Below are 25,455 nucleotides of genomic sequence, written 5' to 3'. Positions count from 1 at the left end.
GACATACTATGTCAGGCGCAATGCAGGCTTTTTTTCGGGCATCTCAAAGAACGGCAAGAGTTTGTCAACGATGGCTGACGAAGGATGAAAAAAGGCCTGACGCGGAAGGCCAGGCCAGAGTGTTACGCTTTCGGCGGCAGCGGTTTCCCGCTGTGCTCGCTCCCTTTTGGCGGCTGCTTGCCGTTGTGCGGCGGCTGTTTACCATCGTGTTGCGGCTGTTTACCGTCTCGTTGTGGCTGTTTGCTGTTGTATTGCGCTTGCTTACCATCGTGTTGGCCGTTTTTCACCGGCGGTTTACCCTGATGCTGCGCGCCTTTTTCCGGCGGCGGCGGCGGGTTGTCGGCAGCAAAAGCCCATGACGACATTCCCAGCGTCATTACGGCGTACAGTAAAGCTAACTTCTTCATAGCAATATCCTTTCTTCAGATGTATCGCCGTATTTCATCAGGCAAAAGTGAAGATAAGATGGAGAAGTCCCTTTTCGGACCTCTCTGCATCCACCCTCAGACTTTTAGCCCTGCGGCGGTCATCAGCAGGCGAAACAGCAGGCTAATGGCGGCCAGCGTCAGTACGCTGCCTCCCCAGAGCGCGATCAGCCACAGCAGACGTTTAGGCCAGGCAGTATGCATCAGTGATATCCCTCCCCGGGCTGAACTTTGCCGCGGAACACGTAATAGCTCCAGCAGGTGTAGCCAAGAATGACCGGAATAATCAGCAGGGCGCCCACCAGCATAAAGCCCTGGCTTTGCGGGGGAGCGGCAGCCTGCCACAGCGTGATGGCCGGCGGGATAATATGCGGCCAGATGCTGATCCCCAGTCCGCTGAAGCCGAGAAAGACCAGGCCCAGCGTCAGCGTGAAGGGCGAAACATGGCGGTCGCGCTGATGCAGCGTGCGCCACAGCCAGCCGCTAACGAGGATCACCAGCAGCGGCACCGGCAGCAGGAAATAGAGATTCGGCAGGCTGAACCAGCGGGCAGCAATCGCCGGGTGCGCCAGCGGAGTCCACAGGCTGATGACGGCAAACACCACCAGCAGGGCACCCAGCAACTGCCGCGATGCGCTGCGCATTCTCTGCTGCAGCGCGCCTTCACTTTTCATCACCAGCCAGGTGGCGCCGAGCAGCGCATAGGCCACGCACAGTCCGAGTCCGCAGAACAGGCTGAACGGGGTCAGCCAGTCAAACATGCCGCCGCTGAAGGCGCGACCGCTGACGGTGAAACCGTTGATCACCGCCCCGACCACCACGCCCTGGCTGAACGTTGCCAGCAGGGAGCCGCCAAAAAAGGCGCGATCCCAGAATGGCCGGTGCGATGGCGTGGCCTGGAAGCGAAACTCAAAGGCGACGCCGCGAAAAATCAGGCCGATCAGCATCAGGGTCAGGGGGATCGACAGGGCGTCGATGATCACCGCGTAGGCGAGAGGAAAGGCGCCAAACAGGCCGGCGCCGCCTAGCACCAGCCAGGTTTCATTGCCATCCCATACCGGCGCGACGCTGTTGACCATTACGTCGCGATCCCCGCCGCCCCGCACCGTGCTGAACAGCAGGCCGATGCCCAGATCAAAGCCATCCATGACGATGTACATCAGCGTGGCAAAGACGATAATCACGAACCAGATCACCGATAATTCGATACCCATTAGCGGGACTCCTTCTGCAGATAACCTTCAGTGGCGGCGGACAGCGGGCGGGCTGGCGTACCGGTTGTCGCCGGGAGCATCTCCTGCGGCCCCTTGCGGATCAGGCGCAGCATATAGCTGTAGCCGACGCCGAAGACGGCGCTGTACACTACGATAAAGGTCAATAAACTGACCGACATATGCAGATCGCCATGAGCGGAAACGGCATCGGCGGTGCGCTGAACGCCATACACCACCCAGGGTTGGCGGCCCACCTCGGTGGTCACCCAGCCGGCGAGAATAGCGATCAGGCCGGATGGCCCCATCCACAGGGCAAAACGCAGAAACGGCCGCGAGTGGTATAGCCGGTCGCCGCGACGCAGCCACAGGGCCAGCACGCCCAGCAGCAGCATCAACATGCCTAGCCCGGCCATCAGGCGAAATGACCAGAACACCACAGTAGAATTCGGGCGCTCCTCAGGAGCGAACTCTTTCAACGCCGGCACCTGTTTATCAAGACTATGGGTGAGGATCAGGCTGCCCAGGGCCGGTATCTCAAGCCCGTAGCGGGTGCGCTCCTGGTCCATATCGGGCCAGCCAAACAGCAGCAACGGCGTTGGCTCACCCGGCGGATTTTCCCAGTGCCCCTCAATGGCGGCGATTTTCGCCGGCTGGTGCTTCAGGGTATTCAGGCCATGCATATCGCCGATCAGCGCCTGGACGGGGGCGACCAGCAGCGTCATCCATAGCGCCATCGAGAACATCTTACGGATCGCCGACGACTGATTGCCGCGCAGCAGATGCCAGGCCGCCGAGGCGCCGACAAACAGCGCGCTACTGAGAAATGCCGCTACTGTCATATGCAATAATCGGTAGGGGAACGACGGATTAAAGATCACCGCCAGCCAGTCGACGGGCACGACCTGGCCATCAACGATCTCAAACCCCTGCGGGGTCTGCATCCAGCTGTTAGAGGCGAGGATCCAGAAGGTGGAGATGATAGTACCCAGCGCCACCATGCAGGTGGCGAAAAAGTGCAGCCCCGGCCCCACGCGGTTCCAGCCGAAAAGCATCACCCCGAGGAAGCCCGCTTCCAGAAAGAACGCCGTCAGGACTTCATAGGTCAGCAGAGGGCCGGTTATGCTGCCTGCAAACTGTGAGAAACCGCTCCAGTTGGTGCCGAACTGGTAGGCCATCACCAGCCCGGAAACGACCCCCATACCGAAGTTGACGGCGAAAATCTTCGACCAGAAATGGTACAGCGAGCGCCAGACGGGATTTTTTGTTTTTAGCCATAAGCCTTCGAGCACCGCCAGATAGCTGGCCAGCCCAATAGTAATGGCGGGGAAGATAATATGAAATGAGACCGTAAAAGCGAATTGAACTCGCGCCAGATGGAATGCATCAAGACCGAACATGCAGGACTCCACAACAAAATTGATTCAGCGCAATTTTAGGTGGAGTGACGACTGAGGGGCAGAGGCAGTCACGCCATTTTTTATCATAACAGTTGGCCGCTGTTATGATTTTTCAGCTGTTGCCAGAGCGAGAAAATATCCTTGCGCAACCTTGATTAATCCCTGCGGAAGGTGATTAGGCGTCTATTCCGCTGTCTGTCATGTTATTGCTAACGGCTGGCTACGCGGCCCTGCCGCCGGTATGGCGTAGTCACCTGGTCGGCATAATATATCCTTACCACCCGCCGTAGCTCATATTTTGGCTTACGAAATCCGCCACGGATTTTTACTCTGATTTATTATCACTCATTAGTATGAGAATAAGTAAAAACGCTGAGCCGGTTAATCGTAAATTAAATAATAATAAATTGTCGGCTCCGCGGCTAATTTGTACTGTATGAGCTCGGGAATAAATAAAAGGGAATGCCAATGTCTGAAAAAGGATTACAGAGTCTGTGCATTACGCTTGGCGTAATGATTATCTTCTGGTTTGTTTTAATCTCGCTATTCTGGGTGGTGATATTTTAAACCCATCCCGTGCTATCACGGCGACGCGGCCGCCGCTGCAGATATAACAGTTACAGGAAACTATGATTTTTTTATAACTGATATATGATAATGGGACGTTATCGTACGGGGACGGCCGCAATGAAAAAGTATCAACAGTTGGCGCAGCAACTGACCGAGCAGATCGCCCTTGGCGTCTGGTTGCCTGGAGATCGGCTGCCGTCGCTGCGCGAGCAGGTGATCAGCAGCGGCATGAGCTTTATGACCGTCAGCCATGCCTATCAGCTGCTGGAAAGCCAGGGGCGCATCGTCGCCCGTCCGCAGTCGGGTTATTATGTTGCCCCCCAGCCGGTGAAGCTTCGCCAGCCGGCGCCGCCTGCCCAGGTCACTCGCGATGAAGCCGTCGATATCAATACCTATATCTTTGAGGTGCTCCAGGCCAGCCGCCAGGCGTCGATGCTGCCCTTTGCCTCGGCCTTTCCGGACCCGCGTCTCTTCCCGCTGCAGCAGCTCAACCGCTCGCTGGCGCAGGTGAGTAAAACCGCCACCGCCATGAGCGTCATTGAGAATCTGCCGCCGGGCAATGCAGAACTTCGGCATGCCATTGCCCGTCGCTATGCCCTGCAGGGGATGAACGTCTCGCCGGACGAGATCGTCATCACCGCCGGGGCGCTGGAGGCGCTTAACCTCAGCCTGCAGGCGGTGACCGAGCCGGGAGACTGGGTGGTGGTGGAAAACCCCTGCTTCTACGGCGCCCTGCAGGCGCTGGAGAGGCTGCGTTTGAAAGCATTGTCGGTGGCCACTGACGTCAGGGAAGGCATTGATCTGACGGCGCTGGAGGCGGCCCTGCAAAACTATCCGGTGAAGGCCTGCTGGCTGATGACCAACGGCCAGAATCCGCTCGGCTTCACCCTCAGCGCTGAAAAAAAAGCGGCGCTGGTGGCGCTGCTGGCGCGCTATAACGTGATGTTGATCGAAGATGATGTCTATAGCGAGCTCTATTTTGGCCGCGAAAAGCCGTTACCGGCGAAGTTCTGGGATCGCCAGGAGATGACGCTGCACTGCAGCTCGTTCTCAAAATGTCTGGTACCCGGCTTTCGTATCGGCTGGGTGGCGGCCGGCAAACAGGCGCGGCGGATCCAGCAGCTCCAGCTGATGAGTACGCTTTCCACCAGTTCGCCGATGCAGTTAGCCCTGGTGGATTACCTGTCCACCAAGCGCTATGACGCCCACCTGCGCCGTCTACGTCGTCAGCTGGCGGAGCGTAAACAGCAGGCCTGGCAGGCGCTGCTGCGCCATCTGCCGCCGGAGGTCGTCGTCCACCACAGCGACAGCGGCTACTTTCTGTGGATCGAACTACCGGAAGGGGCCGACGCTAGCGCACTTAGCGCCCGGGCGCTGGCGTCGCACATCAGCATTGCCCCAGGGAAAATGTTCTCCACCTCCGACAGCTGGACCTCGTTTTTCCGTTTTAATACCGCCTGGGGCTGGGGGGAACGCGAAGAGCAGGGGGTGAAGCGCCTGGGGGAGCTTATTCGCGAACAGCTTGCCTGACCCTGTCGTTTATTTTTCTCATCATAAACATTCTGCGAAAATAAGCGAAAGAGGATTTTTATCGAGGCCGGTCATTATTTTACCGGCGCTCACCATAGGAAATATGCATACCCCTCCTAATTCCCTAACTCGTTGTCTATAATCCATAAAGTCCTGCTTGTGTTGGCGATTTTTACGTAATGCGTCCCGGGTCACAACCTGAATAAATTCCCCTGGGGGCGTTAATCCGCTGACTACCCTTATTTCAGGAGATATTTTTACGGCACGGCTGCCGCTAATTCCTTTGTGACAGGAGTAACACCTGATGAGCAAAAAAATTGCCCGTTGCAGCCTTTATGTGCTGGGTATGGCTTGTTTGACCGTTCAGGCGGCAGAGCCGCTCACCTCGCTGGATAAACCGGAAGGGCGGCTCGATATTATTGCCTGGCCGGGATATATCGAACGCGGTCAGACCGACAAACAGTACGACTGGGTGAGTCAGTTCGAAAAGGACACCGGTTGCCAGGTTAATGTCAAAACCGCTGCCACCTCTGACGAGATGGTCAGTCTGATGGCCAAAGGTGGCTACGATCTGGTCACCGCCTCGGGTGATGCTTCGCTGCGCCTGATCATGGGCAAACGCGTGCAGCCGATCAACACGGCGCTGATTGCCGGCTGGGGCTCCCTTGATCCGCGTATTGCGAAGGGGGCGTGGTTTAACGTCGGCGGTAAAGTCTATGGCACGCCGTATCAGTGGGGGCCGAACCTGCTGATGTACAACACCCGCGTATTCCCGACGCCGCCGGACAGCTGGCGCGTGGTGTTCGTCAAGCAGGATCTACCGGATGGTAAAACCAACCAGGGGCGGGTGCAGGCCTATGATGGCCCGATCTATATCGCCGACGCCGCGCTGTTTGTCAAAGCCACCCAGCCGCAGCTGGGGATCGAAGACCCCTATCAACTGACCGAAACCCAGTACAACGCGGTGCTGAAAGTCCTGCGCGACCAGCAACCGCTGATCCATCGCTACTGGCATGACGCCACCGTACAGATGAACGACTTCAAAAACGAAGGGGTAGCCGCCTCCAGTTCGTGGCCCTATCAAGCCAACGGCCTGAAGGCGGAAGGCCAGCCGGTCGCCACCGTGTTCCCGAAGGAGGGGGTAACCGGCTGGGCGGATACCACCATGCTGCACAGCGAGGCGAAGCACCCGGTCTGCGCCTATAAATGGATGAACTGGTCGCTCACGCCGAAGGTGCAGGGCGATGTGGCGGCCTGGTTCGGTTCGCTGCCGGTGGTGCCTGAGGGCTGTAAAGCCAGCGCGCTGCTCGGTGATAAAGGCTGTGAGACCAACGGCTATGAGCAGTTTAACCGCATTCACTTCTGGAAAACGCCGGTTGCGGAAGGCGGGAAATACGTGCCCTATAGCCGCTGGACTCAGGACTATATTGCGATAATGGGCGGCCGCTAAGGATCGGAGGCAAACAATGACGTACGCGGTCGAGTTCCAGAATGTATCGCGCCTGTATGGCGATGTGCGGGCGGTGGATGGGGTTAGCATTGGCATACGCGATGGAGAATTTTTCTCGATGCTGGGTCCGTCCGGCTCGGGTAAAACCACCTGCCTGCGGCTGATTGCCGGTTTTGAGCAGCTCTCCGGCGGAACCATCCATATCTTTGGTCAGCCGGCCAGCGAACTGCCGCCCTGGCAGCGGGATGTGAATACCGTGTTCCAGGACTACGCGCTATTTCCCCACATGTCGATCCTTGACAACGTCGCCTACGGCCTGATGGTCAAAGGCATGGCGAAGAAAGCGCGCCATGCCCGCGCCCAGGAGGCGCTGGAGAAGGTGGCCCTTGGCTTTGCTCATCATCGCAAGCCCTCCCAGCTCTCCGGCGGCCAGCGGCAGCGGGTCGCGATTGCCCGGGCGCTGGTGAACCAGCCGCGGGTGCTGCTGCTCGATGAGCCGCTGGGCGCCCTGGATTTGAAACTACGCGAGCAGATGCAGGTGGAGCTGAAAAAGCTGCAGCAGTCGCTGGGGATCACCTTCATCTTCGTGACCCACGACCAGAGCGAAGCGCTGTCGATGTCGGATCGCGTGGCGGTGTTTAACAACGGGCGCATTGAGCAGGTGGATGCCCCGCAGGATCTCTATCTGCACCCCAGGACCGCATTTGTGGCCGGTTTTGTCGGCACCGCCAACGTTTTTGCAGCCGAGGCGGCCCGACGATTGTGCGGGATGGCGGGCAGCTGGTCGCTGCGTCCGGAGCATGTTCGCCTGCAGGGCGGCGGCGAGGTGCAGGTGCAGGGTGTGGTGCAGGCGGTGCAGTATCAGGGGGCGGCGACGCGGATCGAGCTCCGCCTCGCGGATGGCGACAAACTGCTGGTCAGCCAGGCCAACATCGATGGCGCTGCGGCGGCCAGCGTTCCGCGAACCGGGCAAATAGTACAGGCGTCATGGTCGCGCTCGGCGATGACCCCGCTGGAAAGCGGAGGCTGAGATGACCATGGCAATAATTCCTGCGCAGACCGGGCGCATATCGGGGATCTTCTGGCGCCGACCGGCGCTGGGCCTGTTTTTACTGCTGCTCGGGCCGCTGATGTGGTTTGGCATCGTCTATCTGGGATCGCTGCTGACCCTGCTGTGGCAGAGCATTTATACCTTTGACGACTTCACCATGTCGGTGACCAGCGACTTCACGCTAGCTAACCTGCGGGCGCTGTTCAACCCTGCCAACTACGACATTATTGTGCGGACCCTGGTGATGGCGCTGTGCGTCACGCTGGCCAGCGCGCTGCTGGCGCTGCCGATGGCCTGGTATATGGCGCGCTACACCAGCGGCAAAATGAAGGCCTTCTTTTATATCGCGGTCATGCTGCCAATGTGGGCCAGCTATATCGTCAAAGCCTATGCGTGGGTGCTGCTGCTGGCGAAAGATGGCGTGGCGCAGTGGTTCCTCGGTCATCTTGGACTGGAGGGGGCGCTGAACGCGCTGTTGAGCGTCCCGGCGGTTGGCGGCAATACCTTGTCCACCTCCGGCCTTGGACGCTTTCTGGTGTTCGTCTACATCTGGCTGCCGTTTATGATCCTGCCGGTGCAGGCGGCGCTGGAGCGTATTCCGGGATCGTTGCTACAGGCCTCGGCCGATCTCGGCGCGGCCCCGCGGCAGACCTTTCGCTACGTGGTGCTGCCGCTAGCCATTCCCGGCATCGCTGCTGGGTCGATCTTCACCTTTTCGCTGACGCTAGGCGACTTTATCGTGCCGCAGCTGGTGGGCCCGCCGGGATACTTTATCGGCAATATGGTTTACTCGCAGCAGGGGGCGATCGGCAATATGCCGATGGCGGCGGCGTTTACCCTGGTGCCTATCGTCTTGATTGCCCTCTATCTGGCGTTCGTGAAACGTCTGGGAGCCTTCGATGCACTCTGAACGCGCGCCCTGGTATCTGCGACTGGCGACCTGGGGCGGGGTGATATTCCTCCACTTTCCGCTGCTGATTATCGCCATCTATGCTTTTAATACGGAAGATGCAGCTTTTAGCTTTCCGCCGCAGGGGCTGACGCTGCGCTGGTTCAGCGAGGCGGCCGGGCGCAGCGACATTCTGCAGGCAGTGACGCTGTCACTTAAGATCGCCGCCCTGTCGACCGCCATTGCCTTAGTGCTTGGCACGCTGGCTGCAGGAGCCCTGTGGCGCAGCGCCTTTTTTGGCAAAAATGCGGTGTCGCTACTGCTGCTGCTGCCTATCGCCCTGCCGGGGATCATTACCGGCCTGGCGCTCCTGACGGCGTTCAAAGCGGTCGGCCTTGAGCCTGGCCTGCTGACGATCGTGGTGGGGCACGCGACCTTCTGCGTGGTGGTGGTGTTTAACAACGTCATCGCCCGCTTCCGCCGGACTTCGTGGAGTATGGTGGAAGCCTCGATGGATTTAGGCGCTACCGGTTGGCAGACCTTTCGTTACGTAGTGCTGCCCAATCTGGGGTCGGCGCTGCTGGCGGGGGGAATGCTGGCATTCGCTCTGTCGTTTGATGAAATTATCGTTACCACTTTTACCGCGGGGCATGAACGCACCTTGCCGCTGTGGTTGCTGAATCAGCTGGGGCGGCCGCGAGATGTGCCCGTCACCAACGTTGTCGCGCTGTTGGTGATGCTGGTAACGACGATACCAATCTTAGGGGCCTGGTGGCTCACCCGCGACGGCGATAACGACGCCGGAAACGGGAAATAAAACCATGAAACAGGATAATGCTATGCAACACAACCTATTGATAAACGGTAAGTTAGTGGCAGGTGAAGGCGAGAAGGTTCCGGTATATAACCCTGCAACCGGCGAAGTGATCCTGGAGATTGCCGAAGCGACAGCGGCCCAGGTCGATGCCGCCGTTGAGGCGGCGGACCGGGCATTCGATGCCTGGAGTCAGACGACGCCGAAGACGCGTGCGGAATGTCTCCTGAAGCTGGCGGACGCCATCTCGGCGCAGGCTGAAACCCTGGCGCAGCTGGAGTCGCTGAACTGCGGCAAGCCGCTGCACTGCGTGATTAATGATGAAATGCCGGCCATCGCCGACGTCTTCCGCTTCTTCGCCGGCGCCGCTCGCTGCCTGCCGGGGATGGCGGCCGGAGAGTATCTCGAAGGGCATACCTCAATGATCCGCCGCGATCCGGTGGGCGTGGTGGCCTCCATCGCGCCGTGGAACTATCCGCTGATGATGGCGGCCTGGAAGCTGGCCCCGGCGCTGGCGGCGGGCAACTGCGTAGTGATAAAACCCTCGGAGATTACCCCGCTGACGGCGCTGAAGCTGGCGGAGCTGGCAAAAGATATCTTCCCGGAGGGGGTTATCAACGTGCTGTTTGGCCGCGGTAAAACGGTGGGCGACCCCTTGACCGCCCACGTTAAAGTGCGAATGGTCTCCCTGACCGGATCGATTGCCACCGGGGCCCATATCATCGGCCATACCGCCTCGTCGATTAAACGCACCCACATGGAGCTGGGCGGTAAGGCGCCAGTGATCGTTTTTGACGATGCGGACATCGATGCGGTGGTGGATGGGGTGCGGACCTTCGGTTTTTACAACGCCGGCCAGGACTGCACGGCCGCCTGCCGGATCTACGCCCAGCAGGGTATCTATGACCAGCTGGTGGAGAAACTCGGGGCGGCGGTGGCCAGCCTGAAAATGGGGGCGCCGGAGGACGCTGCCACCGAACTGGGTCCGCTGAGCTCGCTGGCCCATCTTGAGCGCGTTAGCGCGGCGGTGGAAGCCGCAAGGGCGCTGCCGCACATTAAGGTGGTCACCGGCGGCAGTCGGGCTGACGGCGCGGGCTATTACTTCCAGCCGACGCTGCTCGCCGGCGCCCGGCAGGAAGACGCTATTGTCCAGCGCGAAGTGTTTGGTCCGGTAGTCAGCGTGACGCCTTTCAGCGATGAAGCGCAGGCCCTGAGCTGGGCGAATGACTCTCAGTATGGTCTGGCCTCCTCGGTATGGACGAAAGATGTCGGTCGCGCCCATCGTCTTAGCGCCAGGCTGCAGTACGGCTGCACCTGGGTCAATACCCACTTTATGCTGGTCAGCGAAATGCCGCACGGTGGCCAGAAGCTGTCAGGCTACGGCAAGGACATGTCGATGTATGGCCTTGAGGATTATACCGTGGTCCGCCATGTGATGGTTAAGCATAGCTAAAGGATTGATCATTTAGCGCCAGGCGACTATTGCGCGATGGGTGTGTTAGGCCGCTAATAGTCACAATGGCAAAAATTGTCAAAACTCAATCCAGGGGATATGAGATTATTCTGATGCCCCTTCAAGAGCTAAGCCATCATGAGTGCCGGAGATAAGCGCCGGATGGGGTCCGCCAGTCACCCTGGGCGCACAGCGCCCGGCGGGTGGGGCGGCAACATCGCGGTTCGCGACCGAATTGCGGCCCCTGTCTGTCGGCAGGGGCTTTTTTGTGCTCGCAGAAGAGCGAAGAGATGAGCCGGCCAGTCGCGCCGGGGTAACGAGAATACCGCTTTAATTACTTTCAGCGCCTGGTTTTTTTGCTGGGCAGGCTGGCGCTGCGCCGGTCACGAATGTAGGAAATAAGATTATACACCGCCGCGACCAGCAGGATTAGCGCGATGACCAGCGTGATGATTCCGGACATATCCACCTCGAAATTCACAGCGCGAACTGCGCTAAAGCATTACCAATGGTTATGAATGTAAGTATTATCTGACGCGAAGGCAAATGATATTTGTTGTCATTTAGCGCTATTTCTGGCTCTTATCCGTGATGACGGAGATGAAGAGGTTATGTTACAACGGCTTGCCATCGCCATTTATCTTCTTACGATGACGGCCCGCGCGATATATTGCGCCTGTGGCGAAGGCGGCGATCCTTTTCCCCTTGCCGACGGCGAAATATTTTCCTTATTAGCGAAATTAACTCCCCTGAACAGAAAGTATTTCACGGCTAGAGATAAGCTTTTAATATTTACGGTTATCGCATGATATTTGTTCTGAATATTTTATAGCCCTGAGGCAGAGGCAAATACCGGATGCCGCCCGGTAGCGCGCCCCGGGTTTGACTTTCCGCCGCCGCTCATGCGATCATTTAGGGCATATTAGGTTTTGACGTTGATGTCGCTGTGAAAATTTTTGCTTTTATTCTGCTGGCTATCGGCGCTGTGGCGCTGAGCTATGGTAATGCCCCGGCGAAACGAATCCAAAGCTGTGAGAAGATGGGCGTAGGGCAGGCCGTCTGCGCCGCCGCCGAATGGGATAGTGAAAAAGTCAATGTACTGCCGCGCTATAACCCCAGTCTTAATAAGGTAATAGCTGCCGCGCAGTTAGCCCCCGCCGCCCGACAGCAAGATAACAACTCTGTTGTTCGCGCGTAAAAAAGCAGCCTTCGGGGCTGCTTTTTTAGGTTTCGTTGCTGAATTAAATGATTAAAACCAGCCAAATCTTACGGACAGCAGGCTGAGAAGCGCGAACGCGGCGCAGACATTAATCATAACGACGGTTTTACTGGAGACATCCATAGCGCCACCCTAATGAGTAAGTCCTAAAGGTATAGTACGGCGCCAGCGGTTGCGCTATCAGATTAAGACGAATCAGGCTTTATTCTGAATATTCAGCCCGTTTCTGATTTTGTTATACAGGTATCTCTGAATCACGACGTCATGGCAGATAATCATCCCACCATGGAACGCCCCTCAGGGAAGGAAAAAGTAAGAATGACGTTATATCAAAAAATGTTGGTGTTTTACGCCATTATGGGCGTGATATGCGCCGTGATTAGCTGGTTTTTAACCAAAGAGAGCCGGATGATCCGCCTGCTGGCGGCCCTGCTGATCGGCGCCACCTGGCCGTTCAGCTTCCCGATGGCGCTGCTCGTCTCGCTGTTTTAACCCTCAGGCGCTAGACGGCAGAAAGGGGTAGCACAAAGGATAAGGTTACTGTATAAAAAAACAGTAACCTTATCATGGAGGCATACAGGTGAACGGTTTTTATTCGTCCGTCGCTGGCGCCACGCTGCGCTGGCACGATTTCCCGGGAGATGGCCTTCCGGTGGTGTTTATCCACGGCCTTGGCTGCGCGTCATCCTACGATTATCCCCGCATTGCCAGCGATCCCGCGCTCCGCGAACGGCGCAAAATACTCATCGATCTGCCGGGCTTCGGCTATAGCGATAAACCGCGCGTGTTTAGTTACAACATACATGAGCAGGCTTTAGTTTTGGAGCAGTTCCTCAGCCACCTGCGCCTGCAGCGCTTCGCGCTGTTCGGGCATAGCATGGGAGGGAGCATCGCCATCGAAGCGGCGGGGCTACTGGGCGAGCGGGTGACCACGCTGTTGGTCTCGGAACCCAACCTGTTCGCCGGCGGCGGCGAGTACAGCAGGCGCATTGCGGCGCAGTCAGAGACAGCCTTTGTCGCTGACGGCTATGCCAGGCTGCTGGCGGAGGAGCGCTCGCCGTGGGCGGGTTGTTTACAAAACAGCGCCCCCTGGGCCGTCTGGCGGGCCGCCAGCAGCCTGATACGCGGCAGCGACACGCCCTGGTTTACCCAGCTATGCCAGCTGCGCTGCCAGAAAATGCTGATCGTCGGAGAGCGGTCGCTCCCTTATGCGGATAGCGACCTCGTTCAGGCACAAGGGATCCCGGTCGGCATCGTGCCCCATGCCGGACACTCGATGGCGTGGGAAAATCCGCAGGGGCTGGCGCAGCTTATCGCCAGCCATAGTTAAGAGGCGCTGGGCCTCAGAAGGGAAGCTCGCGGGGCTGGGTCTGGATCGTTATCCAGCGCAGCTCGGTGAATTCCGCGATCCCGGCCCGGCCGCCAAAGCGGCCATAGCCGGAGGCTTTGCAGCCGCCAAACGGCATTTGCGCCTCATCATGCACCGTTGGGCCATTGATATGGCAAATCCCGGTTTGCAGACGTTGCGCTACGTTCCACGCTCTGGCGCTGTCGCGGCTGTAGACCGCAGCGGAAAGACCGTACTCGCTGTCGTTGGCCACCGCCAGCGCCTCCTCTTCGCTATGAACGCGAATAATCGCTTTCACCGGACCGAAGGACTCTTCACGCCACAGGCGCATCTCGCGGGTCACGCCGTCCAGCAGGGTCGGGCTCATATGGGTATCGTTGGCTCTACCACCGGTCAGCAGGCGAGCGCCTTTCGCTAACGCATCGTCAATGAGCGCGTTGCAGCGGGCGATGGTGTTCATATCGACAACCGGGCCCGTGAGGGCGGCAGGCAGGGCGGCGGCGCGCCTGGCCAGCAGCGGGATAAACGCCTCCGCTACGGCATTGTCGACAATAATGCGCTCGGTGGACATGCAGATCTGCCCGGCGTTGGCGAAGGCGCCAAAAACAGCGCCCGCCGCCGCTTGCTCAATATCAGCATCGTCCAGCACCAGCAGGGGCGCTTTTCCACCGAGCTCGAGCACCGCTGGTTTCAGATACTGTCCGCAGGTGCGGGCGATAATGCGCCCCACCGGTGTGGAACCGGTAAAGTTAACGCGCCGCACCGCCGGGTGGGCGATCAGCGATTCCACCAGCGCCGGCGCATCTTCAGGCGCACAGGTAAGATAGTTCACCACGCCCGGCGGGAAGCCCGCCGCGTCAAGGGCGTCGATAATCAGTCCCTGAGTGGCGGGGGAAAGTTCGGCGCCCTTAAGGATCACCGTGTTGCCACAGGCCAGCGGCGTCGCCAGGGCCCGGGTGGCCAGAATCAGCGGCGCGTTCCACGGCGCCATGCCCAGCACCACTCCCGCCCCCTGGCGGACGCCCATCGCCAGGTTACCCGGCACGTTGGACGGAATTATTTGCCCTTCAATCTGGGTGGTCAGCGCCGCCGCTTCACGCAGAATATCTGCCGCCAGATGAACATTAAATCCGGCCCAGTGCGCGGTCGCGCCGGTCTCCGCCGTCATGGCGGCGATAAATTTCGCCTCCCGCAACAGCATCTGTTCCGCCGCCTCGAGCAGTAAGCGACGTCGTTCCGCCGGCGCAGTATCGCGCCACAGCGGAAAGGCGCAGGCCGCGGCTTCGACGCAGCGTTTGCCGTCGGCGAGGCTGGCGGCAGCGGCCACCGAGGCTGCCTCATCGTGGGCCGGGTGGCGTCGGGTAAAGGTGCGGCGGCCTTCGGCATCGTGCCACTGGCCGTCAATGTACAGATTGCAGGTGATTGTCATGGTGGAAACCTCTTGTTCTGCGGTTCCCCCAGTGTACCGGGCGGCACTGACGGGAAGCGTGAGCCGGGCGGTTATCGCACATTTTTTTGCAGGAATTTTGTGTGGCTCACATCATCCCGAAGCCCTCTGGCGTAAAAAGCAGCGCAACGTCGATTAAACCAGCAAATTCCACGCGTTTTGCATAAGGTGATAGCCATTGATTATTTGCCGCCGTCAGGCGGCTGTGCTGTTATTACTGTTCTTATAATCAATAATCAGGACTTATAACCATGTCTACAGGGAAAACCACGCTGGCGCTGCTGCTGAGCGCACTGCTGCCGGCCGGCGCCGCCTGGGCCGCAGGCAATGACACTCTGGTCTACTGCTCAGAAGCCTCTCCGGAGTCCTTCAATCCGCAGATCGCCAGCTCCGGTCCGTCGTTCGTCGCCAGCTCGCAGGTACTGTATAACCGTCTGGTGAGCTTTGACCCGGTGAAAAATACGCCGATCCCGTCGCTGGCCACCGAGTGGCACGTCTCTGAGGATGGCAAAACCTGGACCTTTACTCTGCGTCAGGGGGTGAAGTTCAACAGCAACAAATTCTTCAAACCGACCCGCGATTTTAACGCCGACGACGTCCTGTTCTCCGTGCTGCGCCAGATGGATCCTCAGCATCCTTATCACAAGGTGTCGCAGGGGAACTATGAATACTTCCACGACGTGGGCCTCGATAAGCTGATTAAATCGGTGAAAAAGGTGGATGATTACCATGTCCAGTTCGAGCTCAACGAGCCGAACGCGGCGTTTCTTGCCGACTGGGGCATGGACTTCGCCTCTATTCTGTCGGCAGAGTATGGTGAGGCGATGCTGAAGAAAGGAACGCCGGAAAACGTTGATAACTGGCCTGTCGGTACCGGACCGTATGCGCTGCAGCAGTATAAAGTGGATTCGCAAATCCGCTATATCGCCAATCCCCACTACTGGGAAGGCGAGGTACCGACCAAGCACCTGATCTTCTCCATTACGCCGAACGTCGAGACTCGTCTGGCGAAACTGCAGACCAACGAGTGCCAGATTATTCCCGCGCCGTCGCCGGTACAGTTCCCGGTGATTAAGGGCAATAAAGATCTGGCGCTGCATGCGGTTGAGGCGCTGAACGTCGGCTATCTGGCGTTTAACACCGAGAAAAAACCGTTTGATAATGTGCTGGTGCGCCAGGCGTTAAACTATGCTACCGACAAGCAGGCGATCGTCAAGGCGGTATTCCTCGATTCCGGCAGCGTGGCGAAATCACCGATCCCGTCGACGATGCTCGGGTATAAGAAAGATCTCCCGGACTATGACTACGATCCGCAGAAAGCCAAAGCGCTGCTCAAGCAGGCGGGTCTGGAGCAAGGCGCGGAAGTGACCCTGTGGTCAATGCCGGTCCAGCGCCCCTACAACCCAAACTCAAAACGCATTGCCGAAATGATCCAAAACGACTGGGCGAAAGTGGGGGTGAAAGCCAAAATTGTCAGCTATGAATGGGGCGAATACCTTGCCGGTATGCGTAAAGGGGAGCACGACAGCGCCCTGTATGGCTGGATGTCGGACAACGGCGATCCGGACAACTTTGCTGGCACATTGCTCAGCTGTGATAATATCCAGACCGGCTCCAACGCCGCCCGCTGGTGTGACAAATCCTATGACGCGCTGGTAAAGAAAGCGCTGTTGGTGAGCGATCCGCAGGCGCGGGCCAAACTCTACGAACAGGCGCAGGAGATTTTTTATCAGCAGGCGCCATGGATCACCCTGGCGACCGGGAAAACCTTCTATGCGACGCGCAGCAACGTCAGCGGCTACACCGTCAGCATGATGGGGAGCGATTTTTCCAAAGCGAAGCTGAATTAAGCGAAAGGAGAACAGGATGGCACATCTGGATGAGGTTATCGTCAAAGTCGATGACGCCCTGGCCGAGGGCGTTATCGCGCATATGAATGAGCTGCTAATCGCCCTGAGTGATGATGCGCAACTCAGTCGTGAGGAACGCTATATCCAACAGCAGCGTCTGCGCACCGCCATCGCCCATCATGGGCGACAGCATCAGGAAGAGCAGGACGCGCGCCGCGAGCAGTTGACCAAAGGCGGCGCGATCCTCTGAAGATGCGCTCAGAACTGGCGTCTGGCCACCAGCCAGGCGCCCACCACCAGCATCACCGCCCCGCATAACGGTCCGATCAGCGCCCGCACCGGCACGCCGTGGGCGCGAACTAAATCCATGATCAACCCGCCCACCAGCTGGCTGGCCACCAGTACCGCAATGGTCGTCGCCGCGCCAACGTTTTGATAACCGCTGATGCTGGCGAAGACGAAAAAGGACCCCAGCAGGCCGGGGATCAGCGTCCACCACTTCACGCTCAGGGCCAGCTCCTGAAAGCCGGCGACGCCCTGGCGCAGCAGTAACATCGTCACGAAGATAACGATCCCGACCAGCGAATTGAGCAGCATAGCGATAAGGATCGTCGACGCCGACTGGGTGATGCGCACCATCAGAGTGTTCTGCACTACCAGGCCAACGCCGGCGGCGATCAGGCAGGCGAGAGTGAGCGACGCGTTCATGCTTTGCCGTCCGGGTCCTGACGCGCATCCAGCTGCAGCTGCATAAAGGTCAGATCCAGCCAGCGGCCAAATTTGGTGCCCACCTGCGGCATCTGCCCGGTGGTGATAAAGCCCAGCGTTTCATGCAGATGCAGCGAAGCGTGATTCTGCGACTCGATGCCGGCGACCATCACATGTTTATTCAGCCGTCGCGCTTCGGCGATCAAGGCGACCAGCAGCTTGCGGCCCAGCCCTTTCCCCTGATGTTCGGGATGAACGTACACCGAATGCTCCACGGTATGGCGAAAGCCGTCAAACGCCCGCCAGTCGCCAAACGAGGAATAACCGGTAATGACGCCGTCTTCCTCGCTCACCAGTACCGGAAATCCAGCCAGCTGGCGGGCTTCAAACCAGGCGATGCGGTTGTCGGTATCCACAGTTTTATCATTCCAGATGGCGGCGGTATGGACGACGGCATGGTTATAGATCTCGGCGATCGCCGCGCAGTCGTCTTTAATGGCAGGGCGAATGGACATAGCAAACCTCAATTTTTCGTACACTATAGTAGTACAATATTATTACAATAATGAACGCCACGCTGTCATCCGTTTTCAGCATAATTTTAACGGCTAACCCGGGAATAACGCGTCTCGGTGGATGGTTGTGTAATAGGGGGGCGCACACTATAGTGTTACGTTATGAATACTATAGAAGACAACCTCAATCAGCGCATCAGCGCGCGCATCCGCATCGAGCGCGAGTCCCGCGGCTGGTCGCTGAACGACCTTGCCGAACGGGCCGGCGCCTCGCGGGCGATGATCCATAAAATCGAGCGCGGCGAAAGCAGCCCGACCGCCTCGATGCTGGGCCGTCTTTCCGGCGCCTTCGGCATCAGTATGTCGACCCTGATCGCCCGCGCGGAAATGCAGGAGGGCAAGCTGCTGCGCTTTGCCAGCCAGCCGGTATGGCGCGACCCGCAAAGCCACTATCTCCGCCGCCACGTTTCGCCGCGCAGCGATTTGCCGATCGATCTGGTGCAGATTGAGCTGCCGCCCGGTAGCGATGTGCCGATGCCCGCCGCGTCCTATGCGCTTGCCCGCCAGTTAATCTGGCTGCAACAGGGAGAGCTGGTGTTTGTCGAAGGCAATACCCGCCATGAGATGCAGGCGGGGGATTGTCTGGAGCTTGGCCCGCCCAACGATTGTCGCTTTATTAATGAATCCGCAGAGACCTGCGTCTATCTGGTGGTTCGCCTTAATCAATCGCCATCCGGCTCTTAATGGTAAAGCACGTTGCGCATAAAGCAGCTAGCCTCAGTACAGTCTGCTAACAAGAGGAGTTTGCTATGTTTGCTATGACAGATCAACCGCAACGCCATCGCCGCTGGGTACTGGCTTCCCGCCCCCATGGTGAACCGACGGCAGAGAATTTCCGCCTGGAAGAGAGCGAAGTGCCGACGCCAGGCCCGGGTCAAGTGCTGCTGCGTACCGTTTATTTATCGCTCGACCCGTATATGCGCGGGCGCATGAGCGACGCGCCGTCCTATTCGCCGCCGGTGGCCATTGGCGCGGTGATGGTGGGAGGGACCGTGAGTCGCGTGGTCAGCTCAAATCATGCCGATTATCAACCCGGCGACTGGGTGCTGGGCTACAGCGGCTGGCAGGATTATGAACTCTCCGACGGCAGCGGACTGGTGAAGCTGGGTGACAATCCGCAACACCCGTCCTGGTCGCTGGGAGTTCTGGGGATGCCCGGCTTCACCGCCTACATGGGTTTGCTGGACATCGGCCAGCCAAAGGCGGGCGAAACGCTGGTGGTCGCCGCGGCGACCGGGCCGGTTGGCGCCACGGTTGGACAGATCGGCAAAATTAAGGGCTGCCGCACCGTCGGCATCGCTGGCGGCGCGGAAAAATGCCGCTACGCGGTTGAGACGTTAGGCTTTGATCTCTGCCTTGACCATCGTGCGGATGATTTTGCCGAACAGCTGGCCCAGGCCTGCCCGCAGGGTATTGACGTTTATTATGAAAACGTCGGCGGCAAGGTTTTTGACGCGGTGCTGCCGCTGTTGAATACCGCAGCGCGGGTACCCGTCTGCGGGCTGGTGAGCGGCTATAACGCCACCGGGCTGCCGGACGGGCCAGATCGTCTGCCGCTGCTGATGGCGACCATCCTCAAAAAGCGCATCCGGATGCAGGGCTTTATTATTGGCCAGGATTACGGGCATCGGATCGCCGAATTCCAGCAGCAGATGGGGCGCTGGGTGCAGGAGGGGAAAATTAAATATCGCGAACAGCTTATCGACGGTCTGGACCAGGCGCCGCAGGCGCTGATCGGCCTGTTAAAAGGTGAGAACTTCGGTAAGGTGGTGATCCGCGTCGCGGCGGACGACTAGCCTGGCGGGCTTCGACTTAACAGGCCCCTTTCCCGCCAGGGGAAAGGGGCCTGGCATAGAGGTCAGGCGTAGAAGGCTAACCGCTGGGCGAGCAGATCGACAAAGGCTTCGCGGTCCACATCCAGCATCAGGGTGGTATTGGGCCGATTGCCGGTCAGATGGTAGTAATCGACCACCGTCATCCCCTGGGTATATTTGCCTTCCGTTTCTACGCCAACCCAGCGTTCGATCGTGGTAAAGATCACCGGCTTGAGGAGCCAGGCGATGGTGCAGGGATCGTGCAGCGGCGCGCCGTCGAAGCCCCACTTTTCATCTTTGTGGTAGGCCATAAAGAAGTCGAGCAGCTCGGCGACGATGGTCGACACCGGGTTGCCAATCTGGCGGAATCGCTCGATATCGGCGGGAAGGATTTGCGCCTTATGGGTGACGTCAAGGCCCGCCATCACCACCGGGATCCCCGACTGAAAGACCATTTCCGCGGCCTGCGGATCAACGTAGATATTAAACTCCGCCGCCGGCTGCCAGTTGCCCAGCCCCATGGCGCCCCCCATGATCACGATGCGGGCGATCTTCGCGTGCAGCTCCGGATGGCTGGCTAGCAGCAACGCCACGTTAGTCTGCGGCCCGGTGGCCACCAGAGTCACCGGCTCCTGGCTTTCCCGCAGCACGCTGGCCATCAGTTCGACGGCGGTGCAGTTCTGCGGCGCAAAGGCCGGCTCAGGCAGGCTCGGGCCATCCAGTCCGCTCTCGCCGTGCACGTTATCGGCGATGATCAGATCGCGCATCAACGGCTTCCACGCGCCGCCGGCAACCGGAATGTCCGGCCGGTTCAGCAGCGTCAACATACGCAGCACGTTGCGCAGGGTCTTCTCCGGGGTCTGGTTGCCCGCGGAAGCGGTGACGGCTTTCACCTCCAGCTCCGGCGAGGCGAGGGCGAGGACCAGGGCGATCGCGTCATCATGTCCCGGATCGCAATCAATCATAATCGGCAGTGCCATAGCAGCTCCTTGTTGGCGATGTTCTGTGACCAGACTAACGCTGCGAGTCGGGGCAGACGAGATGGTGTGCAGAATAGTGTGATGGAGACCACGATTGCTGCGAGGGCAACGCGTATCGTTACGCGACCGTCCGTAAACATGATGCCTCGTTTTGCGGTGGCGCAAGATGGCGCCCGGCGCGGCGCGATATAATAGAAAAATTGCTAATCCTTACGGATATTAATGGTTTGCTTTTCGGCGGGCGGGTTCTTATCCTTAAGAAAACTCAAGAGGTTATTACGATGAAAGATGTAGTAGATAAATGCAGCACCAAAGGCTGCGCCATTGATGTCGGGACGATCATTGATAACGAGGACTGCGTCTACCGGGCCGAGAAGGTGTTCCCAAGCCGCGAAGAAGCGGAATCCACCGTAGCCGCCGTGCGCGAACGTGCTGCCGCCGCAGCGCCGGCCAGTGAACCGCCGCAGGTCGATTACACCATCGCCGCCGCTGGCGACGCGGTGAAACTCGACCTCTCCATCGCCTTCTCCTGCCAGGCGGAAAAGATCATTTTCGAGTTATCCTTGCGAAATCTGCTTTAATTCGCGCCCGTAGCGGAAGCGCGATGCTCTGGCGGGCAGGCGCCTTCCGCTGATGCAGCACGCTGCCCGCCCGGCGACCTGAGCCGGGTGAGCGCGGTTAGTCTTGAAAGACGACGTTTCCGCCAACCATGGTCATCACCACGCGGCTGGCGCCAATCTCCTCATGGGCTACGGCGAAGATATCGCGGTCCAGCACCTGAAAATCAGCGACTTTGCCGACCTCTATCGATCCGCGTACCGCTTCTTTCCCTTCCTGATAGGCCGCATTGATGGTGTACATCCGCACGCCGTCCGCCACGCTAATTGCCAGTTCCGGGCGAATAACGTTGCCGCTGGAAGATGATTTGCGGGTGACCGCTGCCTGAACCATTTTGCGCCAGTTCACCAGCGCCATAATGCCATCTGACCCGCCGGCGATGATGACCCCAAGGTCGATGATATCCCGTAGCCCTTTGCAGATTTCCCCCTTGATGCCACAGTAGCGGGCGCGCTGTTCATAGTCATATGCCGGGCCGCCGGGTGAGGGTTGTTCGGAAAGCAGAATGCCGTATTTTGCCGCCGTCACGAAATCTTGCCGATCGCCCATTGAGCCGTGCAGCACATAATGCCGTCGGCTCTCCCCCGGATAGCGCTGAATCGCCTGCACGAAGCTGTTAATCGTGACTTTTACCGCCTTATCGCCGACCGCATGGACTGCCACCTGAAAACCGCGCTGGTGAGCCAGCAGAATCATCTGCTGTAGCGCCTCAACTTGTGCTTCCTCGGTCGCCTCGGGGCCACCAAACACCGAGCGTCCGCGATATCCCGGCCGGTCGGCGTAATCCTGATTCATCCACGCTGTGTGCGATGTGGGAACGCCATCGCAGAACAGTTTTATGGTCCGACAGTCCAGCCAGTCCCGGTCGGTGAACTGGGAGAAATCAAAGCTATCCAGATCGCGCTTCAGGGTGGCGCAGGATTGAACCCCCCGCTCGGCAGAGTAAAAGGCGATGGATACCCGGGCGGTGAGTTTTCCTTCATCCTGCAATTCACGGTAGGCGGCGATGGCGCGATCCCCCGCGGCGCCTACCTCGCGCGTATTTTCCCCCGGACCCATGGCGCCTTCCGTGTAGCTGGCATACCCTTCGCTGTTCATCAGGCGCTGGGCTGCCAGAAGGTTCTCTTTGAGGGCCGCTACGGTCAGACGCGGCATCGTGCCGGATGCGAGATGCAGGGCGGGCAGGTCGATGAAATTGCCGTCCAGTTCGCCACTGGCCGTTCGCCCCAGATGTCCGCCGAGGGGATCAGGGGTGCTGGCGTCAAGACCGGAGAGGGCCAGCGCCCGGCTGTTGACGATGCAGGAGTGACCGTCCCACAGGGCGAGCAGGGTGGGATGATCGGCCGTGACGTCGTCAATATCCCAGCGCGTCAGAGAGCGCTGCTCGGCCGCGCACTCCTTGATTGCGTTTGGATCCAGACCGCAGACGCGGATCCATGCCCCGGCGGGAGTGCGGGCTGCCTGGTCGCGCAGTCTTTCCCGCAGTACTGCCAGGAAACGCACGTCCTGGCAGTTCAGGCAATGCCAGCTGTCAGCGAGCCAGCCGATATGGATGTGTGAGTCATGCGCGGCGGGTAAAATGAGTTTGCCGCCAAGGTCAATGACCTGCGTCTGGGGACCAATATGCTGCTGAATCTCCTGGTCTTCACCAACGTTAATAATCCATCCCTGCTTCACGGCGATGGCGCGCTTAAAACTAAAATGTGCGTCCACCGTGGCGACCTTGCCGTTAATCAATACGCAGTCCGCATAAACGACATTATCCATTTATCCCTCCCTGGCTGATAAAAGTGCCGATCAATATAAATAGTAACCATGGTGACTATGTGGTGACTATATGACTACGAAGGGGGTGGAGTGTCAAGCGCGGGTGGTTGGCGGGTGTCCGCCTGGCGGTGGAATAGACGGTAAGGAAAAGCGCTTCGCCCGCCGATCGCGAGAGGCATCGGCGGGGAAGGGGCGTGTTATTCGAAGCGCCAGGCGAGGTTCAGGCCGATGCCGTAGTTACGTCCCGGGGCAGGCTCGTAGTAACGTCCGTTAGACTCGTTAACGATGACAGACCCGACGTACTCCCGGTCGAACAGGTTGTCGATGCGACCGAACAGATCCATATCCATCCTGCCGTAGCTCCATTTATAGCCAGTCGTCAGGCCAACCACCGTCCAGGAGGGCGCTTTGGCGGTGTTTTCGTCATTGGCCATGATATCGCTCATATAGCGAATATCGCTCCCGGCGTACCAACCTTGCTCCGGCTGATAGCCAAAGGAGGCGTAGCCCATATTGCGCGCGATCCCCGGAATGCGATTGCCATTGCAGCTGGCGTCGTCGCAGACGTTAGTGCGATAGGTCGCGTCCAGCCAGGTCCAGGCCGCCTTCAGACGCCAGCTCTCGCCAAACTGCTGATCCAGCCCCAGCTCCATCCCCTGACGGCGGGTCTTGCCGGCGTTTTTATAACTGGTGCGCCCGCCGCTGCTGCTGTCGACCACAATCTCATTATCGGTATTGGTCTGGAACAGGGCGGCGGTGAACAGCCCGTTGCCGATCCGCGTCTTGCTGCCGATCTCCACCGTGTCGTTGGTGGAGGGTTTCAGGCCGAAGTTGAGGCCGCTCTGGTTATCGGAGCGGTAGGAGAGTTCGTTAATGGTTGGCGTCTCGAAGCCGCGGCCGGCGGAAAGATAGACGTTCCACGCGTCGGTCAGGGCATATTTCAGCGAGCCCGCGGGCAGCCATTTGTGATAGCTGGCATCACCGCTGTCATCGCCATTGCCTGGGGTGATGTAGTAGTCGTTCGAGTCGAACCATACCGAGCTGTAGCGAACCCCGGCATCGAGCGAGAGTTTGTCAGTGAGCTGCCACTGGGTCTGCAGGTAGGGGTCGACGTTCCACATCAGGTTGCGTTCGTTACGGCGCAGCGCGCCCTGTTCGCCATACTGCGGCGCGCCGTTGACCATCACAAAGTTTTCATACCCTTTGCGCCGCTCGCTCATGTTCTCGTAGTCGAGACCGGCGGTGAGCGTGACGGGCACCAGCAGCTCTCCGCGATGGGTCAGCCGGGTATCAATCCCCTGGTAGTGACGGGTAAGGTCGATCACCCCGCCGGCATGGCTCGGCTTCAGCTGCGGCGCGCGCGGGATTGACTGGAACTGCGTGGTTTCACGTTCTCCAGCGTACATCATAACGCTGAGATCGTCCTGGGCACTGAGCTGGCGCTCATAGCGCAGGCCGGCCTGGGTCTGTCGGGTATTCTTGCGGGTATTATACTGGTCGCCGCGCGGCGACTGGCGCGGGTTATCGCGCCATTCATCGGCAGTCAGGCCACCGGCGTCATTGGCTTTGATATCCACGCTATTCAACAGCAGAGTCAGCTTACTGACGTCGTTGATGCGCACCCCCAGCCGGGCGTTCGCCAGATTTTTGCGCGCGCCGCTGTGATCGCGATAGCCATGGGTGGTGAAGCGATTGGTTGAGACCGTGTAATCCACATCGCCTGCGTGGCTGCCGTCGCCAACGGCGCCAGTGGCTTTCATCCCGTAGTGCCAGGTGCCGAAGCTGCCATAGTAGCTGCTGGCTTCCACGGTGGGCGGCTGGGTGCCGGTCTGGCTGGTGACGTTGNNGGCCGCGCAGCACCTCAATGGTGTCAACGCTGCCGATATCAATATTTGAGGTCTGCCCCTGGCCGTCGGGCATGGTGGCCGGAATGCCATCCACATAGATGCGTAGTCCGCGCACGCCATAGGTTGAGCGCGAGCCAAAGCCGCGAATCGACAGCTGCAGATCCTGGGCATAGTTTTGCCGGTTCTGCACCTGCAGGCCCGGCACGGCGCCCAGCGATTCAGAGAGATTGACGCGCGGCGCGGCCTGGCGCATCTCATCCCCATTCACCACGCTGACGGCGGCGGGGGTATCCAGTTCAGAAACCGTGGTTGGCGCGGCGGTCACCACCATGGTTTGTTCATCAGCGGCCTGGGCTGCGGCAATGAGCGGCAAGAGCAGGGCCGGGAGGGCGACGTGACGCACGGACAGGATTTTCATCGATAATACTCAAAGACGAACCAAATGGAACATATGTATATATGTTACCTCGTTTGTAAAATATTTGAAAA

At 59.0% G+C, this 25,455-nt stretch carries 27 protein-coding genes and 1 pseudogene; 16 read left to right on the top strand and 12 right to left on the bottom strand.

The window, feature by feature from the left end; genetic code table 11:
* Nucleotides 1–122: 122 nt before the first annotated feature.
* The 4 genes from KHQ28_RS23660 to KHQ28_RS23645 all read right to left on the bottom strand — a co-directional run bounded on the left by KHQ28_RS23660 (nt 123) and on the right by KHQ28_RS23645 (nt 3,036).
* The gene (locus tag KHQ28_RS23660; RefSeq protein WP_004214982.1) at nt 123–407 is read right to left on the bottom strand and encodes a hypothetical protein; all 285 of its coding nucleotides are present in this window, start codon (nt 405–407) and stop codon (nt 123–125) included.
* 96 nt (nt 408–503) lie between these two features.
* Complete coding sequence (locus KHQ28_RS23655; RefSeq protein WP_002907461.1) at nt 504–629, bottom strand: DUF2474 domain-containing protein; 126 nt, start codon at nt 627–629, stop codon at nt 504–506.
* Complete coding sequence (cydB, locus tag KHQ28_RS23650; protein ID WP_020324774.1) at nt 629–1,639, bottom strand: cytochrome d ubiquinol oxidase subunit II; 1,011 nt, start codon at nt 1,637–1,639, stop codon at nt 629–631. Before cydB ends, KHQ28_RS23655 begins: the two co-directional genes overlap by 1 nt.
* Nucleotides 1,639–3,036, bottom strand: a complete 1,398-nt coding sequence (locus KHQ28_RS23645; RefSeq protein ID WP_055314429.1) for a cytochrome ubiquinol oxidase subunit I — start codon at nt 3,034–3,036, stop codon at nt 1,639–1,641. The genes cydB and KHQ28_RS23645 overlap by 1 nt, the downstream gene beginning before the upstream one ends.
* 687 nt (nt 3,037–3,723) lie before the next feature.
* On the opposite strand from KHQ28_RS23645, the gene KHQ28_RS23640 reads away from it, so the two are divergent.
* The 6 genes from KHQ28_RS23640 (at nt 3,724) to patD (ending at nt 10,793) form a co-directional block, all read left to right on the top strand.
* Nucleotides 3,724–5,136: a PLP-dependent aminotransferase family protein gene (locus KHQ28_RS23640; protein ID WP_004175937.1), complete on the top strand. Its 1,413-nt coding sequence runs from the start codon at nt 3,724–3,726 to the stop codon at nt 5,134–5,136.
* A 304-nt stretch (nt 5,137–5,440) separates the two neighbouring features.
* The gene (gene ydcS / locus KHQ28_RS23635; RefSeq protein ID WP_002907384.1) at nt 5,441–6,586 is read left to right on the top strand and encodes a putative ABC transporter substrate-binding protein YdcS; all 1,146 of its coding nucleotides are present in this window, start codon (nt 5,441–5,443) and stop codon (nt 6,584–6,586) included.
* 16 nt (nt 6,587–6,602) lie between these two features.
* Nucleotides 6,603–7,616 (top strand): ABC transporter ATP-binding protein, encoded by a 1,014-nt coding sequence (locus tag KHQ28_RS23630; RefSeq protein ID WP_004151215.1) that lies wholly within the window; start codon nt 6,603–6,605, stop codon nt 7,614–7,616.
* A 1-nt stretch (nt 7,617) separates the two neighbouring features.
* The gene (locus KHQ28_RS23625; RefSeq protein ID WP_004189770.1) at nt 7,618–8,547 is read left to right on the top strand and encodes an ABC transporter permease; all 930 of its coding nucleotides are present in this window, start codon (nt 7,618–7,620) and stop codon (nt 8,545–8,547) included.
* Complete coding sequence (locus KHQ28_RS23620) at nt 8,537–9,343, top strand: ABC transporter permease (RefSeq protein ID WP_004143773.1); 807 nt, start codon at nt 8,537–8,539, stop codon at nt 9,341–9,343. Before KHQ28_RS23625 ends, KHQ28_RS23620 begins: the two co-directional genes overlap by 11 nt.
* 22 nt (nt 9,344–9,365) lie before the next feature.
* Nucleotides 9,366–10,793 (top strand): aminobutyraldehyde dehydrogenase, encoded by a 1,428-nt coding sequence (patD, locus tag KHQ28_RS23615; protein ID WP_004175939.1) that lies wholly within the window; start codon nt 9,366–9,368, stop codon nt 10,791–10,793.
* Between the two features lie 340 nt (nt 10,794–11,133).
* Here patD and KHQ28_RS23610 read toward each other — a convergent pair whose 3' ends face one another.
* Nucleotides 11,134–11,256: a small membrane protein gene (locus KHQ28_RS23610; protein WP_040249033.1), complete on the bottom strand. Its 123-nt coding sequence runs from the start codon at nt 11,254–11,256 to the stop codon at nt 11,134–11,136.
* 148 nt (nt 11,257–11,404) lie between these two features.
* Between KHQ28_RS23610 and KHQ28_RS23605 the strand changes: the two genes are divergently transcribed.
* Nucleotides 11,405–11,602: a hypothetical protein gene (locus KHQ28_RS23605; RefSeq protein WP_004189776.1), complete on the top strand. Its 198-nt coding sequence runs from the start codon at nt 11,405–11,407 to the stop codon at nt 11,600–11,602.
* 137 nt (nt 11,603–11,739) lie between these two features.
* On the top strand, nt 11,740–11,991 hold the full coding sequence (locus KHQ28_RS23600; protein ID WP_002906893.1) for a hypothetical protein: 252 nt from the start codon (nt 11,740–11,742) through the stop codon (nt 11,989–11,991).
* Between the two features lie 51 nt (nt 11,992–12,042).
* On the opposite strand, the gene yncL is transcribed toward KHQ28_RS23600, so the two are convergent.
* Entirely contained in the window at nt 12,043–12,135 is a 93-nt protein-coding gene (yncL, locus tag KHQ28_RS23595; protein ID WP_064762154.1) for a stress response membrane protein YncL, read from the bottom strand.
* 195 nt (nt 12,136–12,330) lie between these two features.
* Between yncL and KHQ28_RS23590 the strand changes: the two genes are divergently transcribed.
* Complete coding sequence (locus KHQ28_RS23590) at nt 12,331–12,504, top strand: GhoT/OrtT family toxin (protein ID WP_002906888.1); 174 nt, start codon at nt 12,331–12,333, stop codon at nt 12,502–12,504.
* An 88-nt stretch (nt 12,505–12,592) separates the two neighbouring features.
* A complete protein-coding gene (locus tag KHQ28_RS23585; protein WP_020324765.1) occupies nt 12,593–13,342 on the top strand; it encodes an alpha/beta fold hydrolase in 750 nt (249 codons plus the stop codon).
* A gap of 13 nt (nt 13,343–13,355) precedes the next feature.
* Here KHQ28_RS23585 and KHQ28_RS23580 read toward each other — a convergent pair whose 3' ends face one another.
* Nucleotides 13,356–14,789, bottom strand: coding sequence for an aldehyde dehydrogenase (locus KHQ28_RS23580; protein WP_055314428.1), 1,434 nt, complete (start codon nt 14,787–14,789; stop codon nt 13,356–13,358).
* A gap of 269 nt (nt 14,790–15,058) precedes the next feature.
* Between KHQ28_RS23580 and KHQ28_RS23575 the strand changes: the two genes are divergently transcribed.
* Both KHQ28_RS23575 and KHQ28_RS23570 read left to right on the top strand, forming a co-directional pair.
* A complete protein-coding gene (locus KHQ28_RS23575) occupies nt 15,059–16,657 on the top strand; it encodes an ABC transporter substrate-binding protein (RefSeq protein WP_002906804.1) in 1,599 nt (532 codons plus the stop codon).
* Nucleotides 16,658–16,673: 16 nt separating this feature from the next.
* The gene (locus tag KHQ28_RS23570; protein WP_004180136.1) at nt 16,674–16,907 is read left to right on the top strand and encodes a YdcY family protein; all 234 of its coding nucleotides are present in this window, start codon (nt 16,674–16,676) and stop codon (nt 16,905–16,907) included.
* Nucleotides 16,908–16,915: 8 nt separating this feature from the next.
* Here the strand turns inward: KHQ28_RS23570 and KHQ28_RS23565 are convergent, their stop codons facing one another.
* Together KHQ28_RS23565 and KHQ28_RS23560 are read right to left on the bottom strand one after the other, a co-directional pair.
* Complete coding sequence (locus KHQ28_RS23565) at nt 16,916–17,365, bottom strand: DMT family transporter (protein WP_004180135.1); 450 nt, start codon at nt 17,363–17,365, stop codon at nt 16,916–16,918.
* Complete coding sequence (locus KHQ28_RS23560) at nt 17,362–17,880, bottom strand: GNAT family N-acetyltransferase (RefSeq protein ID WP_002906796.1); 519 nt, start codon at nt 17,878–17,880, stop codon at nt 17,362–17,364. Before KHQ28_RS23560 ends, KHQ28_RS23565 begins: the two co-directional genes overlap by 4 nt.
* Before the next feature lie 162 nt (nt 17,881–18,042).
* On the opposite strand from KHQ28_RS23560, the gene KHQ28_RS23555 reads away from it, so the two are divergent.
* Together KHQ28_RS23555 and KHQ28_RS23550 are read left to right on the top strand one after the other, a co-directional pair.
* On the top strand, nt 18,043–18,624 hold the full coding sequence (locus KHQ28_RS23555) for an XRE family transcriptional regulator (RefSeq protein WP_002906794.1): 582 nt from the start codon (nt 18,043–18,045) through the stop codon (nt 18,622–18,624).
* Nucleotides 18,625–18,698: 74 nt separating this feature from the next.
* The gene (locus KHQ28_RS23550) at nt 18,699–19,736 is read left to right on the top strand and encodes an NADP-dependent oxidoreductase (protein WP_002906792.1); all 1,038 of its coding nucleotides are present in this window, start codon (nt 18,699–18,701) and stop codon (nt 19,734–19,736) included.
* 62 nt (nt 19,737–19,798) lie between these two features.
* Here the strand turns inward: KHQ28_RS23550 and rihA are convergent, their stop codons facing one another.
* Nucleotides 19,799–20,734 (bottom strand): pyrimidine-specific ribonucleoside hydrolase RihA, encoded by a 936-nt coding sequence (gene rihA, locus KHQ28_RS23545; protein WP_049184139.1) that lies wholly within the window; start codon nt 20,732–20,734, stop codon nt 19,799–19,801.
* On the opposite strand from rihA, the gene KHQ28_RS23540 reads away from it, so the two are divergent.
* Nucleotides 20,696–20,926 (top strand): hypothetical protein, encoded by a 231-nt coding sequence (locus KHQ28_RS23540; RefSeq protein WP_004220071.1) that lies wholly within the window; start codon nt 20,696–20,698, stop codon nt 20,924–20,926. The two genes, rihA and KHQ28_RS23540, sit on opposite strands and share 39 nt — an antisense overlap.
* An 89-nt stretch (nt 20,927–21,015) precedes the next feature.
* Complete coding sequence (locus tag KHQ28_RS23535) at nt 21,016–21,315, top strand: DUF406 domain-containing protein (protein ID WP_023283786.1); 300 nt, start codon at nt 21,016–21,018, stop codon at nt 21,313–21,315.
* 97 nt (nt 21,316–21,412) lie between these two features.
* Here the strand turns inward: KHQ28_RS23535 and KHQ28_RS23530 are convergent, their stop codons facing one another.
* On the bottom strand, nt 21,413–23,119 hold the full coding sequence (locus KHQ28_RS23530) for an amidohydrolase (protein ID WP_038431514.1): 1,707 nt from the start codon (nt 23,117–23,119) through the stop codon (nt 21,413–21,415).
* Between the two features lie 197 nt (nt 23,120–23,316).
* Nucleotides 23,317–25,384 (bottom strand): annotated as a pseudogene (gene pqqU, locus KHQ28_RS23525) (TonB-dependent receptor PqqU).
* Nucleotides 25,385–25,455 lie beyond the last annotated feature (71 nt).

This window comes from Klebsiella sp. 28 (assembly GCF_018223905.1).
Classification (GTDB): Bacteria; Pseudomonadota; Gammaproteobacteria; order Enterobacterales; family Enterobacteriaceae; genus Klebsiella; species Klebsiella pneumoniae.
Note: the sequence above shows the minus strand (reverse complement) of the source record. Positions and strands in the feature narration are given on the sequence as shown.